This is a genomic window from Comamonas sp. 4034 (genome assembly GCF_050434545.1).
GTDB lineage: Bacteria > Pseudomonadota > Gammaproteobacteria > Burkholderiales > Burkholderiaceae_C > Comamonas > Comamonas odontotermitis.
Genome location: NZ_JBNDIT010000009.1, coordinates 61586 through 78689, shown reverse-complemented (window position 1 = coordinate 78689; position 17104 = coordinate 61586). Strand labels below are relative to the sequence as shown.

At 60.6% G+C, this 17104-nt stretch carries 18 protein-coding genes and 1 pseudogene; 14 read left to right on the top strand and 5 right to left on the bottom strand.

The features are described from left to right. The first annotated feature begins 52 nt into the window (after positions 1-52). Positions 53-1168, top strand: a complete 1116-nt coding sequence (locus tag ABIE32_RS11625; protein ID WP_429016251.1) for a M48 family metalloprotease — start codon at positions 53-55, stop codon at positions 1166-1168. A gap of 163 nt (positions 1169-1331) precedes the next feature. On the opposite strand, the pseudogene ABIE32_RS11620 reads toward ABIE32_RS11625, so the two are convergent. Both ABIE32_RS11620 and radC read right to left on the bottom strand, forming a co-directional pair. Then, a pseudogene (locus ABIE32_RS11620) lies at positions 1332-1994 on the bottom strand (Smr/MutS family protein); the annotation flags it as partial. Then, entirely contained in the window at positions 1991-2689 is a 699-nt protein-coding gene (radC, locus tag ABIE32_RS11615; RefSeq protein WP_429016460.1) for a RadC family protein, read from the bottom strand. The gene radC and the pseudogene ABIE32_RS11620, both read right to left, overlap by 4 nt. Positions 2690-2757: 68 nt before the next feature. On the opposite strand from radC, the gene ABIE32_RS11610 reads away from it, so the two are divergent. From ABIE32_RS11610 to serS, 3 genes are all read left to right on the top strand, one after another. Further along, complete coding sequence (locus ABIE32_RS11610; RefSeq protein WP_224151500.1) at positions 2758-3243, top strand: FKBP-type peptidyl-prolyl cis-trans isomerase; 486 nt, start codon at positions 2758-2760, stop codon at positions 3241-3243. Between the two features lie 2 nt (positions 3244-3245). Continuing rightward, entirely contained in the window at positions 3246-4229 is a 984-nt protein-coding gene (gene ispH / locus ABIE32_RS11605; RefSeq protein WP_224151501.1) for a 4-hydroxy-3-methylbut-2-enyl diphosphate reductase, read from the top strand. Positions 4230-4359: 130 nt separating this feature from the next. Beyond that, the gene (gene serS, locus ABIE32_RS11600; RefSeq protein WP_429016248.1) at positions 4360-5676 is read left to right on the top strand and encodes a serine--tRNA ligase; all 1317 of its coding nucleotides are present in this window, start codon (positions 4360-4362) and stop codon (positions 5674-5676) included. Between the two features lie 126 nt (positions 5677-5802). Here the strand turns inward: serS and ABIE32_RS11595 are convergent, their stop codons facing one another. Together ABIE32_RS11595 and ABIE32_RS11590 are read right to left on the bottom strand one after the other, a co-directional pair. Continuing rightward, positions 5803-6552 carry a type 1 glutamine amidotransferase gene (locus tag ABIE32_RS11595; RefSeq protein ID WP_429016245.1) on the bottom strand — a complete coding sequence of 250 codons (750 nt, stop codon included), beginning with the start codon at positions 6550-6552 and terminating at the stop codon, positions 5803-5805. 305 nt (positions 6553-6857) lie between these two features. Further along, positions 6858-7355, bottom strand: a complete 498-nt coding sequence (locus ABIE32_RS11590) for a ribosomal protein L7/L12 (RefSeq protein ID WP_429016242.1) — start codon at positions 7353-7355, stop codon at positions 6858-6860. Between the two features lie 186 nt (positions 7356-7541). Here ABIE32_RS11590 and ABIE32_RS11585 point away from each other — a divergent pair, with 186 nt between their 5' ends. After that, a complete protein-coding gene (locus tag ABIE32_RS11585) occupies positions 7542-7832 on the top strand; it encodes a YkvA family protein (protein WP_224151507.1) in 291 nt (96 codons plus the stop codon). Between the two features lie 114 nt (positions 7833-7946). On the opposite strand, the gene ABIE32_RS11580 is transcribed toward ABIE32_RS11585, so the two are convergent. Beyond that, positions 7947-8861: an NAD(P)-dependent oxidoreductase gene (locus ABIE32_RS11580; RefSeq protein ID WP_429016240.1), complete on the bottom strand. Its 915-nt coding sequence runs from the start codon at positions 8859-8861 to the stop codon at positions 7947-7949. Between the two features lie 251 nt (positions 8862-9112). Between ABIE32_RS11580 and ABIE32_RS11575 the strand changes: the two genes are divergently transcribed. From ABIE32_RS11575 to ABIE32_RS11535, 9 genes are all read left to right on the top strand, one after another. Beyond that, complete coding sequence (locus ABIE32_RS11575) at positions 9113-9595, top strand: DUF2501 domain-containing protein (RefSeq protein WP_429016237.1); 483 nt, start codon at positions 9113-9115, stop codon at positions 9593-9595. Between the two features lie 214 nt (positions 9596-9809). Further along, positions 9810-10181 (top strand): glyoxalase superfamily protein, encoded by a 372-nt coding sequence (locus ABIE32_RS11570; RefSeq protein ID WP_429016234.1) that lies wholly within the window; start codon positions 9810-9812, stop codon positions 10179-10181. Between the two features lie 193 nt (positions 10182-10374). Then, entirely contained in the window at positions 10375-12183 is a 1809-nt protein-coding gene (gene lepA, locus ABIE32_RS11565; RefSeq protein ID WP_224151511.1) for a translation elongation factor 4, read from the top strand. Between the two features lie 12 nt (positions 12184-12195). Continuing rightward, the gene (gene lepB / locus ABIE32_RS11560) at positions 12196-13164 is read left to right on the top strand and encodes a signal peptidase I (RefSeq protein ID WP_224151512.1); all 969 of its coding nucleotides are present in this window, start codon (positions 12196-12198) and stop codon (positions 13162-13164) included. 25 nt (positions 13165-13189) lie between these two features. After that, a complete protein-coding gene (locus ABIE32_RS11555) occupies positions 13190-13558 on the top strand; it encodes a DUF4845 domain-containing protein (RefSeq protein WP_429016231.1) in 369 nt (122 codons plus the stop codon). Further along, positions 13559-14242 (top strand): ribonuclease III, encoded by a 684-nt coding sequence (gene rnc, locus ABIE32_RS11550; protein WP_429016229.1) that lies wholly within the window; start codon positions 13559-13561, stop codon positions 14240-14242. A gap of 78 nt (positions 14243-14320) precedes the next feature. Further along, positions 14321-15313 carry a GTPase Era gene (era, locus tag ABIE32_RS11545; protein WP_429016457.1) on the top strand — a complete coding sequence of 331 codons (993 nt, stop codon included), beginning with the start codon at positions 14321-14323 and terminating at the stop codon, positions 15311-15313. A gap of 210 nt (positions 15314-15523) precedes the next feature. After that, positions 15524-16285 (top strand): DNA repair protein RecO, encoded by a 762-nt coding sequence (gene recO / locus ABIE32_RS11540; RefSeq protein ID WP_224152581.1) that lies wholly within the window; start codon positions 15524-15526, stop codon positions 16283-16285. After that, positions 16282-17052, top strand: a complete 771-nt coding sequence (locus ABIE32_RS11535; RefSeq protein WP_429016227.1) for a pyridoxine 5'-phosphate synthase — start codon at positions 16282-16284, stop codon at positions 17050-17052. Before recO ends, ABIE32_RS11535 begins: the two co-directional genes overlap by 4 nt. The last annotated feature ends 52 nt before the right edge of the window (positions 17053-17104 follow it).

Here is a 17104-nt window from a genome sequence, read left to right as displayed (position 1 = left end):
GGCGCGCATCAGCTGTGCGCCATGGCCAGAAAAGCTTTCAACTTTTACCGTGATGAAGTTCTGGGATTTCCAGGCCGATGCACGGCGCAGCACCAAAGGCCTCCTCGGGGCCTTTTTGCTATTGGTGCTGGGTATCGTGGTATCGGTGCACCTGGCTCTGGCGCTGGTGTTCTGGATTCCGGCGCTCCTCATGGTGGCAACCACGCCGCTGACGCTGGGGCAGGCTGCAGTCACATACCCCACCGGCTTTCTGGCAACCAATGTGGGATTGGTCACCCTGATGGTTCTGGGTGGCGCCTGGATCAAGCGCGATAACCTCAAGCAGGGTGGCCTGCATCTTGCAAGGCAGTTGGGCGCGCGTGAAGTGCGGCCTGCACTGTCGCATGCGGAGCAGCAATACGCCAATATCATGCAGGAACTGTGTATTGCCGCCGGTGCCCAGTTACCGCAGGCCATGGTGCTTCCGCGTGACATGTCCCTCAATGCCTTCGCCGCCAGCTGGGAGGCCAGGGATGCGGTCATTGTGGTGTCCATGGGGGCTCTGGAGTATCTGAGCCGGGACGAGTTGAAAGGCGTGGTGGCGCATGAGCTGTCGCACCTGCGCGAAGGGGACACGCGGCTCAACATGGAACTGGCCGGTTATGTGTTTGGCCTGGAGATGCTGTTCAACTATGGCGAGGAATGGTCCGAACGTGGCGTGCCTGTTTTTGGCTGGCCGCTGATGGCCGTGGGTTGGCTGGGCTGGTTGGCCGGTCAGGCGCTGAAAGCAGCCGTGTCGCGACAGCGCGAGTATCTGGCCGATGCCCATGCGGTGCAGTGGACGCGCAACCCGGATGGCTTGGGCCGCGCGCTGCGCAAGGCGCTGTGGTTGCAGGACCATGCGCACGAAGCGGCCGCCATGCAAAGCTCGCCAGGCTTGCGCGGCGGCTCCGGCCTGCGGTCGCCACTGGTTGCGCACATGTTGCTGGTGGATGTGGAGGACAGCGATGCGCTGCATGATGCCTGGCACCTGGGTGGCGTGAACTGGCTGGCATCGCACCCCAGCCTGGAAGAGCGCATCGCCCGCATCTACGGGCAGGAGCAGGATGCATTGCCATTGCAGGAGGGTGAGCAGCGCTGGGTGAATCCGTTTGCAGCCGCCTTGCCGCAAGCCCGGCCCGAGGCCTGAGCCGCCGGGTTTAGAGTTTCTTCGGGCTGCGAAATTGAGCGGCCCAGAGTGCAACCTGTTCTGCCACCGGATCGGGTGCTGGCAGCTGTTGCGACGCGTCCGCCAGCTTGTGCATCTGCAACAAGGCATCGGCCGCTGCTGCTGCACCCGTACCGGTTTGCGTGGGCCGCAGCAGTACCACCAGGGCGCCCGCACCTCCTTCTGCAGGACGGGCCTGCACAAAGGCCAGCACTTCATTTTTCTGCACCAGCCAGCTGTGGACGCGACCCTTGAGCACCGGCATGCGTCCTGGCGATCCCAGGCCCTTGCCGTGTACAACGCGCACACAGCGCAAGCCCTGGCGATGCGACAGACGGATGAAACTGCCCAGCGCCTCGCGCGCTTCGTCGGTTCGCAGACCATGCAGGTCAATCTGGCGCTGGATGCTCCAATGTCCTGCGCGCAGCTTGTGCACCACATCCCGGCCAATGCCTTTGCGGCGAAAGCTCAGCTGTTCGTCGGTATCGAGCAGCGTGCTGGCATCGAATTCGTCGCTCATGGCCTCGATCAGCACACGCTCCTCATCCGCCCAGTGCTGCAGCGGCAATGGGTCCGGCGGGGCATTGTCCTGAATGACGTGGTTATGGCGTGGCAGGGGGCGTACGGCGCCCACCGCCCTGCGAAAGAGTTCCCGGTCGCACTCGGCTTGGCGAAGTGCCAGCTGACGCGCCTGCTCCTCGGCCTTGCGCTGCGCTGCCTGTTCGCCTGCCAATGCGGCCAGGGCCTTGCGCAGTTGTTTCAAATCCCTGAGAGATGCAGCCGCTGCTGCTTTCTCCTGTTTGCTCACATCTCACCTTCCTCGGCCATGGACAGCGCGGCGCCAGGCGCAACGATGATATGGTCCAGTACATTCACATCCACCAGCGCCAACGCGGCCTTCAGGGTGTGCGTCAACTGCCGGTCGGCTAGGCTTGACGTCACCTGGCCGCTGGGGTGATTGTGCGCCAAAATCACGGCTGAACAGTGGTGGTGCAGTGCGCGCAGCACCACTTCGCGTGGATAGACGCTGGTCTGGCTCAGCGTGCCCCGAAAGAGTTCTTCCAGCGCAATCAGCTGGTGGTGGCAATCCAGAAACAGCACGGCAAACACTTCGTGCTGCTTGTGGGCCAGATGCAACTGCAGAAACGCTTTGACGGTGGCCGCGCCGTCCAGCACGGTGCGTTGCTGCAACTGTTGGGCCATGGCGCGGCGTGCCAGCTCCAGCACGGCCATCAGCTCGGCCCGCTTGGCAGGGCCCAGTCCTTTGACTTCGCGCAAATCGGCGTCGCTGGCTTGCAGCAGCCCCGACAGGCCGCCAAAACTGTTCCTGGACTGGGGGGTACAGGGGGCCAGCAGTTCATCGGCCCATTGAAGAACGCCTTTGCCCGCCATGCCGGTGCGCAGCACGATGGCCAGCAACTCGGCATCCGTCAAGGCACTGGGGCCGCGTGCCAGCAGCTTTTCGCGTGGCAGGCTGTCTGGGGGCAGGTCTTTCATGGGCAGGCGGAGTTGGTTTTGGTGCAGGGTTTCACCCTACAACCTACAATACGAACCAGTTTATAGGGATTTGCATGACTACTCCGATGGCCCCCGTGACGCCGCTGCCCGCCGATGCGCCAGTGGTACAACCCGGATCGTTTTTGACCTTGCACTACCGCCTGGCCGGCCCGGCGGGCGATGTGATCAATACTTTCGAGGGCAAGCCTGCCACTTTGTCGCTGGGTATGGGCGAGCTCTCGCCCGAGGTTGAAAACCTGTTGCTGGGTCTGCCCGAAGGGGCTCACACCACGTTCCATGTGCCTGCCGGTATTGCCTTCGGAGAGCGTAATGCCGACATGGTGCAGTGGGTGGCTCGCAAGCTGCTCAATGAACTGGGCGATCCGATGGAGCAGTACACCCAGGGCGATGTGGTGCAGTTTCCTACGCCCGATGGCAGCGGCACATACGCTGGTGTGGCTCTGCAGGTACGCGATGATGGCGCCGTGCAATTTGACTTCAACCACCCGTTGGCGAGCCAGCCGGTGACGTTTGAGGTCAAGCTGATCGGGGTGCTTTGAGCATGCTGCGACCGCAAGAAATCGTTCTGGCCGAGCCGCGCGGCTTCTGCGCGGGGGTGGACCGGGCCATCGAAATCGTTGAGCGTGCAATCGAAAAATTTGGTGCGCCCATCTATGTGCGCCATGAGATCGTGCACAACACCTACGTGGTGAACGATCTGAAGGCCAAGGGCGCCATCTTCATCGAAGAGCTGGACGATGTGCCACCGGGCGCCACCCTGATCTTCTCTGCCCACGGCGTCAGCAAGGCGGTGCAGCAGGAAGCCGAGCGTCGCGGTTTCAGCATCTTTGACGCGACCTGCCCGCTGGTGACCAAGGTGCATGTCGAAGTTGCCAAGCTCGCCAAGGAGGGCTATGAGTTCATCATGATCGGCCACAAGGGGCATCCCGAGGTCGAAGGCACGATGGGGCAGCTGTCCGAAGGCATTCATCTGGTGGAAGACGTGGCGGATGTGGCCAGGGTCAACCCCGGGCAGACCGAAAAGCTGGCCGTGGTGACGCAGACGACACTGAGCGTGGACGACGCTGCCGAGATCACTGCTGCCGTCAAGGCGCGCTTCCCGCAGATCCGCGAGCCCAAGCAGCAGGACATCTGCTATGCAACGCAGAACCGGCAGGATGCCATCAAGGTGATGAGCCAGCAGGTCGATCTGGTGATCGTGGTGGGCAGTCCCACCAGTTCCAACAGCAACCGCCTGCGGGAGCTGGCCGTCAAGCTCGGAACACCCGGCTACATGGTGGATAACGCCGATGAGTTGAAGCCGGAATGGTTTGACGGCGTTGCCCGCGTGGGCCTCACTGCCGGTGCTTCGGCGCCCGAAGTGCTGGTGGGGCAGGTGATCGACCGGATCAAGGAACTGGGCGCCGTCAGCGTGCGCAAGATGGATGGTATCCAGGAGACCGTCAAGTTTCCGCTTCCCAAGGGCTTGAAAATCGATGTGGGTGGGCTCGAAATCTCCGCCCGATCCCCGGAGACGGGGCACTAAATACTATCAAATTCGTAGCTGCTAGCGCTCTTTGACAGGGCGATAGCGGCTAAAAACACTAAAAAATTCCCGGTCACGGGCCGCCCTCCGGTCCTCCACCGCGAATTGCCAAGAATTCCAAGAGGACACCATGCTCGATATTCAGCTACTTCGCAAAGACCTGGACGCGGTCGTCGCACGCCTGCAGACCCGCAAGAACCCCCAGGCATTTTTGAACGTTGACGCTTTCAAGACGCTGGAGGCGGAGCGCAAGACCATCCAGACCCGTACCGAAGAGCTGCAAAGCAAGCGCAACCAGCTGTCCAAGCAGATCGGCATGCTGATGGGCAAGGGCGAGAAGGACGCTGCCGAAGCCGCCAAGGCCGAAGTGGCCGCCATGAAGACCGAGCTGGAGCAATCGGCTGCGCGCCTTGACCAGATTCAGGCCGAGTTGCAGGCCATGCTGGTGGCCGTGCCCAATCTGCCGCACGAATCGGTGCCTGTAGGCGCCGACGAGGAGGGCAATGTGGAAGTGCGCCGCTGGGGTACGCCCAAGACCTTTGATTTCGAGATCAAGGACCATGTGGACCTGGGCACGCCGCTGGGGCTGGATTTTGAATCCGGCGTCAAGCTGGCCGGTTCGCGCTTTACGGTGATGAAGGGCCAGATCGCTCGCCTGCACCGCGCGCTGGCGCAGTTCATGCTCGATACGCAGACCGGCGACCATGGCTATACCGAGTGCTATGTGCCCTACATCGTCAATAGCGACTCGCTCAAGGGTACCGGCCAGTTACCCAAGTTCGAGCAAGACCTGTTTGCTGCCAAGAAAGGCGGCCAGGATGCAGAGCCGGTGCCAGATACCTCGGCGCTGTACCTGATCCCCACCTCCGAGGTGCCGCTCACCAACCTGGTGCGTGATGAAGTGCTGGCCGAAGACCAGTTGCCCATCAAGCTGACCGCGCACAGCCCGTGCTTCCGCTCGGAAGCCGGATCGGCTGGCCGCGACACGCGCGGCCTGATTCGCCAGCACCAGTTCGACAAGGTGGAGATGGTGCAGATCGTCCATCCCGACAAGAGCTATGAAGCCCTGGAAGAGATGACCACCCACGCCGAACAGGTGCTGCAAAAGCTCGGCCTGCCTTACCGGGTGATGAGCCTGTGTACCGGCGACATGGGCTTTGGTGCTGCCAAGACCTATGACCTGGAAGTGTGGGTGCCCGCCCAGAATACCTACCGCGAAATCAGCTCGGTGAGCAACTGTGAAGCCTTCCAGGCGCGCCGCATGCAGGCCCGCTTCAAGAATGCGCAAGGCAAGAACGAGCTGGTGCACACCTTGAATGGATCGGGACTGGCCGTGGGCCGCACCCTGGTGGCTGTGCTGGAAAACTGCCAGAACGCCGACGGTTCGATCACCGTGCCGGAAGTCTTGCGTTCGTACATGGGTGGTGTGGCCGTGCTGAAGGTGTAAGCCTTTTTCGGCCCACCCATCTGTAAAGCCGGTGCAGCGATGCACCGGCTTTTGCTTTGTGTGATGTTGGCCAGAGGGGCGGTGCGGCAGCGTCGAAGGGGGGCCAGGCGCAGTAGCCTTTCATGCTCATGCCAGCGCCAGACGCGCCGCTCCCCACATGGGCATGAAAAACAGGCGGGGGCGCTGCAACTGTGCAGTCCAGGCACTGTAGGTATGCTCTGCGATCTGGTGCAATTGGGTGATATGCGTGGGTAACTGCGCCAGTATCTGCGCCCTGGTCTGCACGGCTGGGCCACCCGCTTCGCGCAATTCGGGCGCTCCTTCATTGCACCAGTCACGCACGCTCTGGGCTGTGACTTCCAGATGGCCTTGAAAAGCCCAGTGCGGGCCATGCACAAAGCCTTTGTTCAGGCAGTGGCTGCCGTACATGGTGCGGGTGGCGCCTTGCGGGATATCAAAGGTGTCGTAGTGCCAGTTGAAGATGGTGGCCTGTGCAGGCAAATCCATGCGTGCCTGCGCGTGCGGCGTGATCCAGACGCGGCTCCACCCGATATTGGCGCAGGGGTTGCGCCACACGCGCGCGCCCATGGCACGGGCCAGCATCTGCGCGCCAAAGCAGTGGCCGAGCACGGGCACGTTACCGGCCAGCGCGTTTTGCAGCAGGCAGCGCTCTTGCTCGATCCAGCGCAGTTGCTCATTGGCGCAGTGGTTGCTACCCAGCACGACGATGCCACGGTAATCACGCGCACGCATGGGAGTTTTGCCCTCATCGCAGGGGGCGATCAACTCGTAGGAGATACCGCGCTGCCGCAGATGATCGAGCAATACGCCGGGGCCTTGCGAGGTTTCATGCTGGAGGATGGCGACAGGTTTCATACATGGAGGCTTGGTATGCAAGCCCTTGGTGGAGAGGCCTCCAATGTAGGAACACTGCCATTTAGCGCATGTCTAGACTACGCAGGATGCTATCAAGATTGCATCAAGATGCCGAGACCGGGCTACTGGCTGGGAGGTACGCCTTGCGCCGCAGGCGAAGTGCATCGCGGTCAATGCTGGCATGCAGCAGCGCCATGTTTCATGTATATCTATGAATAATTTGAAGATGCTGCACTGCATGGATGCAGGTGCACGGTGCGCTTCGGCAATTCTTCATGACCGGGTCAGCGGCTTGCCTGCATCTGCTACAGCAGCCCAAAATACCAGCAAGCAGCGGCGGCCAGCCCTGCCATCACCAGTCCGATCAACGCAAGCTGGCCTGTTGATGTGCTTTGTGTGCGGCCAGGCTCGTAGCCCGGCTGTTGCCATGCGGCGCCGGGCGCAGAGTGCACGTCGCTGGCGGGGCGGGCAGTATGGGTTTCGAGGCCGGTAGCCTGCCACTGCTGCGGATCACCGGATTCAACGCGGTCCTTGGCTTCCTTCAGACCGATACCGGTCGCGTCCTTGAGCAATTTGATCGCCGCGAGCTTGTCGCCCCGGGCCAGCGCTGCTTCGATGGCAGGTGCCAGTTGCTGGCGTGTTGCGCTGTCCACTGCGAGTTGCTCGCCATCCAGCATATCCTCCAACATGGCCTTGGCTTCTGCCAGACCCAGGCCGGTCGCTTCGCGCAGTTGCTTGATGGCTTGCACTTTGTCCCCACGTCGCCAGGTGGCTTCGATGTCAGGCTGGATGGGTAATGTCATGATCGGTTTTGCTATTAAATAAGGAGCTATTGCAGCCGTAGGGTGTACGCTGCAGGCCGGTTTCATCAAGAAGTCTTGCCGTTCGCAGGTCTGGAAGGCTTGTAAAAATATACACAGACTCTTGTCATCCTGCAGCCAGCCCGCACGTTAGAGTCTCGTCCGTTTCATTTTGAAGGAGTCTGCGCCATGTGGAAGCTCGGTCGCCTGCTGACGATGTTTCGCAAAGAATTGCTGCTTGCCTGGGCCGTGTTGCGGGATCCGCGTGCGCCCAAGGTCGCCAAGCTGGTGACGGTACTGGCGGCGTTGTACGTGATCAGCCCCATCGATCTGGTCTCGGACTTCATTCCCGTGCTTGGCTGGCTGGATGACGGCGTGATCGCATATCTGCTGCTGCAACTGGCCTTGCGGTTTTTGCCGGAGGAGTTGCTGGCTTCGCTGCGTGCACGTGTGGACGCGCGGACCGCGGCCGCGCGCTGAATGCTCTCCGTTCGCAATCCTGTCAATTGATAGCTCATTGCGTCCGCCAGAAAGCGCAAAGGCCTGCAGAGTGACTCAGCAGGCCTTTTTAATGGGGTTTCCGTCTGTGCAGGTTCAACCCGGTGTCCAGCCTTTGGGAACCCGCGGCTTGTCGATCCGGGCCAGCTCGCACACCACATCGGCCATTCCGGAGAAATCGATGCTGCCGTGCTGGCTGGCGCGCGCCAGGCTGTAGCTTTCGTGCACTGCAGCGGCCACCGGCATGGGCACTTTTGCGGTGTGCGCGGCATTCACCACCAGCGACATGTCCTTGTGTGCCAGGTCAATCGTAAATCCGGGCGTGGTGTCACCCACCAGCACCTTGTTGGCAAAGTTCATGCGCAACTGCCCATTGGTGGCGGAGGTGCCCAGCAGCACCTGCAGGGTTTTGGTGATGTCCAGCCCAAAGCGTTGCGACAGAGCCAGCGCCTCGGCGTTCACCTGCGTCAGGCTGACGGCCACATAGTTGTTGACCAGCTTGGTGCGGCCTCCCGTACCTACCGGGCCGCAATGGTGTGTGGTGGTGCCCATGGCGTCCAGAAGCGGTTTGACCCGTGCAAAATCTGCATCGCTTGCGCCTACCATGAAGAGAGATTCGCCCCGATCCGCATGTTCGGCAAGGCGTCCCACGGGAGCGTCCACCATCGACAAACCCTTGGCAGCCGCAAGCCTGGCCAGCTTGTCGGTTGCCAGCGGATCGATGGTGCTCATGTCCATCAGGATGGTGCCCGGCCTTGCATTGGCAAAGATGCCGTCGGCTGCCAGTGCCAGCAGCTCCACTTCGACGGACGAAGGCAACATGGTGACGACAATGGCGCAATCCCGCGCAATATCGGCCACCGACGCGGCCTCGGCACCCATGGCCGTCAGATCGTTCACGGCGGTCTGGTTCAGGTCATGGACCTTCAGCGCAAATCCCTTTTTCACCAAATTGGCCGCCATGGACTTGCCCATGCGCCCCAAACCGATAAAGCCGATCCTGTCTGCCATCGTGTATCTCCTTGTTGCTGTGGGCGGATGATGCGGGAGTGATACCGTTTGACCCTGTCAAAAACAAGACAGCATAGAGAGGCGCTTGGTGGGTTGCATGCATGGATGTGCCATGAAGCGTGGGGTCTACAGGTTCTTACACGCTGGTGTGGGGTTTGCAAACTTCCACATTTTCAGCGACCACCTTCGTGCTACGGTAAGCCTCTCGGACGGGGACAGGCCCGTCAACGTACAGGGAAAGGATCAACACCATGAAGAAACTTGCAATCTCCGCCTTTTTGCTGGCTGCCCTGGGCAGCGTCGGCTTCGCGGCCCAGGCCTCGGGGCTGGGCGATGCGGTCAAGGGCCAGTTGAGCGGTGCCACGGGCTCCAGCGGCAGTTCGTCATCGGCGGCCTCTGCGCTGAGCGGTGCACTGGGTGGTGGCGACGCATCGTCGCTCTCGGCCCTGGGTCTGACAGGTTCTGGCACGGCAAGCAATGCCGCAGGCGTCATTACCTACTGCATGAAGAACAACTACCTGAATGCCGACAAGGCTGCGCAGATGAAGAACCAGTTGCTTGGCAAGATAGGCCTGGGCCAGAAGGAAGAGCCCAAGGATGAGGGCTATGCCAGCGGGCTGGCTGGCATGATCAAGGGTGCCAATGGCCAGTCGTTCAGTCTCGACAGCATCAAGGGCAAGGCCAAGGAAAAGGCCTGTGATCTTGTGCTCGACAATGCCAAGTCGCTGCTGTAAACAGGGATCACCCGGACGCAGGCCACTGAGAAAAGCAGCCAGCAGGTCGAAAACCGTGCTGGCTTTTTTCATGGAGCGGTCGCGTGGAGGAACAGCGTACCGGCCATGCAGTTTCTGCATGAAGATCAGCACGCTGGAAATGCATCGGGGTGGAGAAGCTTGCGCGTTGATGCAAAGGCGGTGATGCTGGTGGCTATCCAGACAGGCGGTACCTATGAAATTCGAATCGGTCTCTCCCATCTTTTCGGTCACAAATCTGCAGCAGTCGATGGACTTCTATCGGGATGTGCTTGGATTTGACGTAGCCTGGTCCTGGGGCGACCCACCAGATATTGCCGCTGTGTGCCGGGACTGCGTAGAAATCACACTGATACAGCGCGCAGGAGCCAGTCCAGCTGGTGCTTCGCACGCCTGTTTTCGGGTCTCGGCAGTAGATGCCTACTACCAGGAGCTTGTGGAAGCTGGCGCCAGGATTGTCGTTCCCATTGGAGACCGTCCGTATGGCATGCGCGATTTCCGTATGGCCGACCCCAGTGGCAATGAGTTGTCGATTGGGCAGATCATTGCCGGAGAACATCAGGCCTAGAAGTGTGGAGCCACAGGGCTAGGCAGGGCGAGGTCCTTTTCCGGATCGTGAAAATGCGGTTGCCGTGCCAGCAGGCTTGGGGTGCTTTGCTTTTTGCCTACAATGCTTGCTTTCGGCTGGCTTTGCCCGCCGCTTTGGCGTGCCCGCCGTTGGGAAGCATCTGCTTCTCCGGCCTTTCTATTGTTGTTAGTTGATGCAGCACATTCGTAATTTTTCCATCATTGCCCACATTGACCATGGCAAATCCACTTTGGCGGATCGCTTGATCCAGCGCTGCGGGGGCCTGGCCGAACGCGAGATGGAGGCCCAGGTGCTGGACTCGATGGACATCGAGAAAGAGCGCGGTATCACCATCAAGGCCCAGACAGCCGCGCTGCAGTACAAGGCCAAGGATGGCCAGGTCTACAACCTGAACCTGATCGACACCCCCGGCCACGTGGACTTTTCCTACGAAGTGAGCCGTTCCCTGTCTGCCTGCGAAGGTGCGCTGCTGGTAGTGGATGCCTCGCAGGGCGTTGAAGCGCAGACCGTGGCCAACTGCTACACCGCGCTCGATCTGGGCGTGGAAGTGATGGCCGTGCTCAACAAGATGGACTTGCCCCAGGCCGATCCGGACAATGCCAAGGCCGAAATCGAGGATGTGATCGGTATCGACGCGAGCGATGCCATTCCCTGCTCGGCCAAGACTGGCATGGGCGTCGACGAGATCCTGGAGGCGGTCGTGGCCAAGGTGCCACCACCCAAGGGCAAGCCTGATGCCCCGCTGCGTGCGATGATCATCGACAGCTGGTTCGACACCTACGTCGGCGTGGTGATGCTGGTGCGCGTGGTCGATGGGGAACTGAAAAAGGGTGAGCGCTTCAAGATGATGGCCAGCGGTGCCGCTTATGAGGCCAACAACGTCGGCGTGTTCACCCCTGCCAACCAGCCGCGCGAGTCACTCAGGGCGGGGGAGGTGGGCTACATCATCGCCGGCATCAAGGAATTGAAGGCTGCCAAGGTGGGTGACACCATCACGCTGGAAAAGAAGCTGCCCAACAATCTGGGCCCTGCCAGCGAGGCGCTGCCGGGCTTCAAGGAAATCAAGCCTCAGGTGTTTGCGGGGCTCTACCCGACCGAAGCGTCCGAATACGACCAGCTGCGTGATGCGCTGGAAAAGCTGCAGCTCAACGATTCATCGCTGCAGTTCGAGCCCGAAGTCTCGCAGGCGCTGGGCTTTGGCTTTCGCTGCGGCTTTCTGGGCCTGCTGCACATGGAAATCGTGCAGGAGCGCCTGGAGCGCGAGTTCGACCAGGACCTGATCACCACCGCGCCCAGCGTGGTCTACCAGGTGGTCAAGGGCGATGGCGAGGTCATCGATGTGGAAAACCCATCGAAGATGCCCGAAACCGGCCGCATCGAAGAGGTGCGCGAACCCATCGTGACGGTGCATTTGTACATGCCGCAGGATTACGTGGGCCCGGTCATGACCCTGGCCAACCAGAAGCGCGGCGTGCAGATGAACATGCAGTACCACGGCCGCCAGGTCATGCTGACCTACGAGATGCCGCTGGGCGAGATCGTGCTCGACTTCTTCGACAAGCTCAAGTCGGTGTCGCGCGGGTATGCGTCCATGGACTACGAGTTCAAGGAGTACCGTGCCTCCGATGTGGTCAAGGTCGATATCCTGCTCAATGGCGACAAGGTCGATGCGCTGTCCATCATCGTGCACCGCTCGCAGTCGGTGTACCGGGGCCGGGCCGTGGTGGCCAAGATGCGTGAAATCATCAGCCGCCAGCAGTTCGACGTGGCCATCCAGGCTGCCATCGGCGCCAACATCATTGCGCGGGAGACCGTCAAGGCGCTGCGCAAGAACGTGCTGGCCAAGTGCTATGGCGGCGACATCACGCGTAAGCGCAAGCTGCTCGAAAAGCAGAAGGCGGGTAAGAAACGTATGAAGCAGATCGGCTCGGTGGAAGTGCCGCAAGAGGCATTCCTCGCGATTTTGCAAGTGGAAGAATAATTCAGAAGAACTATGCCAATCCTGACGACACTGATCCTGGCCGCTTTCGTGGGCTATATGGGCGCCTGGTATTCGGGTGCCATTGAAGGCAATTTTGCACTTTTGCTGTTCCTGGCCACTGTGGTGACGGGTGCCTACTGGCTGGCGGAGCGCTTCTACTTCCTGCCCAAGCGCCGCGCTGCGGCGGCCGCGCTCGAGGCATCTGCGGCAGAGCGCAGCTCGCAACTGGCTGCGCAGGGCATTCAGAAAGTGGATGGCCCGGATGTGGCAGAGGCCAAGACGCGTCTCCTGATGCAGCCCTGGTGGCTGGATTGGACCGCAGGCCTGTTCCCGGTCATTGCCGTGGTGTTCATTCTGCGCTCTTTCCTGTTCGAGCCGTTCAAGATTCCATCGGGCTCGATGATTCCCACCCTGCAGGTTGGGGACTTGATTTTGGTCAATAAATTCACCTACGGAGTGCGCCTGCCGGTACTCAACAAGAAAATCACCGAAGGCAATGCTCCCCAGCGTGGGGATGTGATGGTGTTCCGCTACCCACCGCAGCCCAGCATGGATTACATCAAGCGTGTGGTGGGAGTGCCTGGTGACGAGGTCGCCTACATCAACAAGCGCCTGACGATCAATGGCAAGCCCGTGCCCACGACCAACCAGCCCGACTATTTTGAGCAGGATGCAATGCGCTACTTCAAGCAGATTGAAGAGCAGCTGGGCGAGAAGACGCACAGGTCCATCATCAATCCCGATGTGCCCAATTTCGTGCAGGGCGTGACGGACTTCAAGTACAAGGAAAACTGCCGCTACTCGGTGGAAGGCGTGGTCTGCAAGGTGCCGGAAGGCCATTACTTCATGATGGGTGACAACCGCGACAATTCGTTGGATTCCCGTTACTGGGGCTTTGTGCCAGACGCCAATATTGTGGGCAAAGCCTTTTTTGTCTGGATGAATTTCGGTAACATCAAGCGAATTGGGTCATTTAACTAGAACAGCTTTTTGAGAGGGAACGTCTATGCGAGCCAACCAACCCACAACCCGTAGCCGCCAGCGCGGAATGTCCTTCATCGGCCTGGTGCTCTGGGGTTTCATCATTGTGGCGTTGGCAATTGTGGGCAGCAAGGCCGTTCCCATCGTGATCGAGAACATGAACATCAAGAAGGCTGCCATCAAGGCCGCCCGGCAAGGAACGACTGTTCAGGAGGTGCGTGCCATTTATGAACGGGCACAGGCCATTGATGACATGACTTCGGTCAATGCCAAGGATCTGGAAGTGACCAAGGATCAGGAAGGCAAGATTGTGGTGTCGTACAGCTATGAGCGCGACATTCCGCTGTACGGGCCGGTGTACTTGGTCTTCCGTTTTAATGATAGTGTGAAATAGGTGGAATCAGAACTCAGCCGATTGCAGGAACGCCTGCAGTACTCTTTCTCGAATGGTGCGTTGCTGCAGCGAGCGGTAACGCACCGTAGTTTTTGTGCAGAGCACAATGAGCGTCTGGAATTTCTGGGCGACTCGGTTCTGGGGCTGGCGGTATCGACCATGCTGTTCCAAAAGCTCAAGACCACGCCCGAAGGCGATCTCTCGCGTATCCGCGCCAACCTCGTCAAGCAAGATACCCTGCACCAGATCGCCCTGCGGCTGGAGCTGGCCAAGGTATTGCGTCTCGGAGAAGGGGAGGCCAAATCCGGCGGACGCGAACGGCCTTCGATCCTGGCGGATGCCGTAGAAGCCATCATCGGCGCAGTGTATCTGGATGCCGGTTATACCCAGGCCGAAGGAATCGTGCACCATCTGTACGAGCGCGTCGAGATTTCGCAGCACATGCCAGCTGCCTCCAAAGATGCCAAGACGGCACTTCAGGAGTGGCTGCAGGCGCGCAAGCAGCCGGTGCCTCTGTATGAGGTGACCGGTACCACGGGGGCAGCCCATGCGCAGACTTTCCATGTGGACTGCACCGTGCCGGCCTTCAAGGCCAAGAGCCAGGGCGCGGGCCCGTCGCGCCGCGCAGCAGAGCAGGCGGCTGCCGCCATCATGCTGCAACAATTGCAAACCCAGCACCGCTGAGCTTTTATGACGTCCAAGAAAACACCACCGCAAGTCACCGGCGCAGCGGATGCCTCCCAATTGCCATCGGGCCAGACCATGGCCGACCTCGATGCCATGCTCGCTGCAGCCAAGCCTGGTTCGGCCGTGGCGCGTGCTGCAGATGAACCGGAATCTGCAGAAGTTGCACCCACGGGCCCCCAGCGTTGCGGCCTGATCGCCATCGTCGGCAAGCCCAATGTGGGCAAGTCCACCCTGATGAATGCGCTGGTGGGCCAGAAGATATCGATCACCTCGCGCAAGGCGCAGACCACGCGGCACCGCATCACGGGCATCCGCAGCCGGGGCAATACCCAGTTTGTGTTTGTCGACACGCCTGGATTCCAGACCAAGCACTCCACGGCACTGAACAAATCGCTGAACAAGACCGTCATGGGCGCGATTGGCGATGTGGACCTGATCCTGTTCGTGGTGGAAGCGGGCAGCTTCACGCTGGCTGACGCCAAGGTGCTGAGCCTGTTCAAGCCCGGCATTCCCACCTTGCTGATTGCCAACAAGCTCGATAACGTGCACCGCCGCCACGAGATCGCGCCCTGGCTGCAGGGCATGCAGGAGCGCCATCCGTTTGCCGAGTTCGTGCCCATGTCGGCCAAGAACAAGGGTGATATCGAGCGCCTGTTTGGCATCTGTGAGAAATACCTGCCTGAGCAGGCCTGGTTCTATGGTGCAGATGAGCTGACCGACCGCAGCGAAAAGTTTCTGGCGGCCGAGACTGTCCGCGAAAAGCTGTTCCGCTTTACCGGCGATGAACTGCCCTATACCTCTACCGTGGTCATCGACAAGTTCGACGAAGAACCGAGCAAGGCGCACGGCCGCTTCATGCGCATTGCCGCGACGATTGTGGTGGAGCGCGACGGCCACAAGGCCATGGTGATCGGCGAAAAGGGTGAAAAGCTCAAGCGCATCAGTACCGAAGCACGGCAGGAACTGGAAAAGCTCATGGGTGCCAAGGTGTTTCTCGAAGTCTGGGTCAAGGTCAAATCCGGCTGGGCAGACGATGAGGCACGCGTCAAATCCTTTGGCTACGAGTAAGCAATGCTGTGTGTCTGTGGCTTCTGCCCGGTAAAAACCATATCTGTTTGCGCGCGCTCCTACTGGGTTTGAAGTAGAAAATACTTTGAAACCCAATATGGGTGTGCACTGATAGCTCTTACTTTTGAAAGGCTGCCAAACAGCAGCACCCAGTGAAGGCGCTCGCGCCGTCTGCCTTTGCATTGAACCCCGCACGCAGCCCGCAAGCCCATGGCCGTCAAACGCGTCAACGACGAACCCGCCTTCATCCTCCATCGCTATGACTGGAGCGAATCCAGTCTGATCCTGGAGTGCTTCACACGCCACCGCGGGCGTGTGGCTCTGGTGGCCAAGGGGGTGAAAAAGCCGACCTCCAGCTTTCGTCCCGTGTTGCTGGCGCTGCAGCCGCTCAAGCTCTCGTGGGGCATTGGCGGTGACGGTGCGTCCGACATTCACACGCTCAAAAGCGCGGAATGGGTGGGCGGCCATACCATGCCAGTGGCCGAAGGCCTGCTGTCCGGCTTGTACCTGAATGAACTCCTGATGCGCCTTCTGGCACGTGAAGACCCGTTTGCCGACCTGTTCGACATGTATGCCGGGGTGGTGCGGGTGTTGGCTACAGACCACGGAGAAGTGCTTGAGCCTGTGCTGCGCGCCTTCGAGCTGCTGCTGCTGCGTGAACTGGGCCATCTGCCTTCGTTGGCGGTGCAGACCCTCTCCCTGCAGCCCGTGCAGGAGAAGGCGCATTATGTACTGGTGCCAGAGGGAGGGCTGCGCGCCGCCACCCCGCATGACCGGGCCAGCCTCTGCGGCAGCCAGTGGCTGCAGCTGGAGGCTGCGCTGCACACTGCAAATCCATACCCGCATGTGTTGAGGGCTTGCGTGTTGTGTGCGGGCGAGTTAAAAGCACAATTGCGTGCTGTGCTGCAACACCATTGCGGCCAGCCGGTACTGCGTACCCGCCAGTTGATGATGGACATCCAATCGCTATGACCACCCCCGTGAAAACCGCCTTGTCGGTCAACCTCAACAAGGTTGCCTTGATCCGTAACACCCGTCACCTGGGAATTCCCAGTGTCACCCGCGCCGCGCGTCTGTGCCTGGAAGCGGGCGCCCAGGGCATCACGGTGCACCCCCGCCCGGATGAGCGCCACATCCGGGCCGAGGACGTGGAAAAACTGGCCGAGGTCGTGGCCACCTGGCCTGTGCCCCGCGAGTTCAACATCGAAGGCAACCCTTTTCACAACCTGATGGAGTTCGTGCGCAAGTACCGCCCGCACCAGGCCACCTTTGTGCCCGATGGCGAAGACCAGTTCACCAGTGACCACGGCTGGAGTTTTCCGCAGGATGCCGAGCGCCTCAAGCCTCTGATTGCTGAATGCAAGGCGCTGGGCGTACGCGTGAGCCTGTTCATGGATCCCATCCCCGAGCAGATGGCTGCGGCCAAGGCCGTCGGTGCCGACCGGGTGGAGCTGTACACCGAGCCCTATGCCGCAGCCTTTGGCACACCAGAGCAGAGCGCGCAGATTCGGCGATACGCTGCAGCCGCGCAGGCTGCGCAGGCAGCAGGCCTCGGCGTGAACGCCGGGCACGACCTGAGTCTGCGCAACCTCACACCGTTTGTGGCCAATGTGCCGGGCGTGCTCGAAGTCTCTATTGGCCATGCCTTCGTGACCGATGCGCTGGAGCTGGGCTACGCCGAAGCCGTGCGCGCCTATTTGCGCTCCCTTGCGGCGCGGCCGGATGGAGTGCTCCTGTAATCATAGCTATCTGCGCGCACTGGATGGGCGCTGGCGGCTGATTTTCTTCAAG

Bases quoted from the DNA above. Each gene is read 5' to 3' on its own strand.
- ABIE32_RS11625 (WP_429016251.1), top strand. From the start codon at position 53: ATGAAGTTCTGGGATTTCCAGGCCGATGCACGGCGCAGCACCAAAGGC.
- ABIE32_RS11610 (WP_224151500.1), top strand. From the start codon at position 2,758: ATGACTACTCCGATGGCCCCCGTGACGCCGCTGCCCGCCGATGCGCCA.
- ispH (WP_224151501.1), top strand. From the start codon at position 3,246: ATGCTGCGACCGCAAGAAATCGTTCTGGCCGAGCCGCGCGGCTTCTGC.
- serS (WP_429016248.1), top strand. From the start codon at position 4,360: ATGCTCGATATTCAGCTACTTCGCAAAGACCTGGACGCGGTCGTCGCA.
- ABIE32_RS11595 (WP_429016245.1), bottom strand. From the start codon at position 6,552: ATGAAACCTGTCGCCATCCTCCAGCATGAAACCTCGCAAGGCCCCGGC.
- ABIE32_RS11590 (WP_429016242.1), bottom strand. From the start codon at position 7,355: ATGACATTACCCATCCAGCCTGACATCGAAGCCACCTGGCGACGTGGG.
- ABIE32_RS11585 (WP_224151507.1), top strand. From the start codon at position 7,542: ATGTGGAAGCTCGGTCGCCTGCTGACGATGTTTCGCAAAGAATTGCTG.
- ABIE32_RS11580 (WP_429016240.1), bottom strand. From the start codon at position 8,861: ATGGCAGACAGGATCGGCTTTATCGGTTTGGGGCGCATGGGCAAGTCC.
- ABIE32_RS11575 (WP_429016237.1), top strand. From the start codon at position 9,113: ATGAAGAAACTTGCAATCTCCGCCTTTTTGCTGGCTGCCCTGGGCAGC.
- ABIE32_RS11570 (WP_429016234.1), top strand. From the start codon at position 9,810: ATGAAATTCGAATCGGTCTCTCCCATCTTTTCGGTCACAAATCTGCAG.
- lepA (WP_224151511.1), top strand. From the start codon at position 10,375: ATGCAGCACATTCGTAATTTTTCCATCATTGCCCACATTGACCATGGC.
- lepB (WP_224151512.1), top strand. From the start codon at position 12,196: ATGCCAATCCTGACGACACTGATCCTGGCCGCTTTCGTGGGCTATATG.
- ABIE32_RS11555 (WP_429016231.1), top strand. From the start codon at position 13,190: ATGCGAGCCAACCAACCCACAACCCGTAGCCGCCAGCGCGGAATGTCC.
- era (WP_429016457.1), top strand. From the start codon at position 14,321: ATGGCCGACCTCGATGCCATGCTCGCTGCAGCCAAGCCTGGTTCGGCC.
- recO (WP_224152581.1), top strand. From the start codon at position 15,524: ATGGCCGTCAAACGCGTCAACGACGAACCCGCCTTCATCCTCCATCGC.
- ABIE32_RS11535 (WP_429016227.1), top strand. From the start codon at position 16,282: ATGACCACCCCCGTGAAAACCGCCTTGTCGGTCAACCTCAACAAGGTT.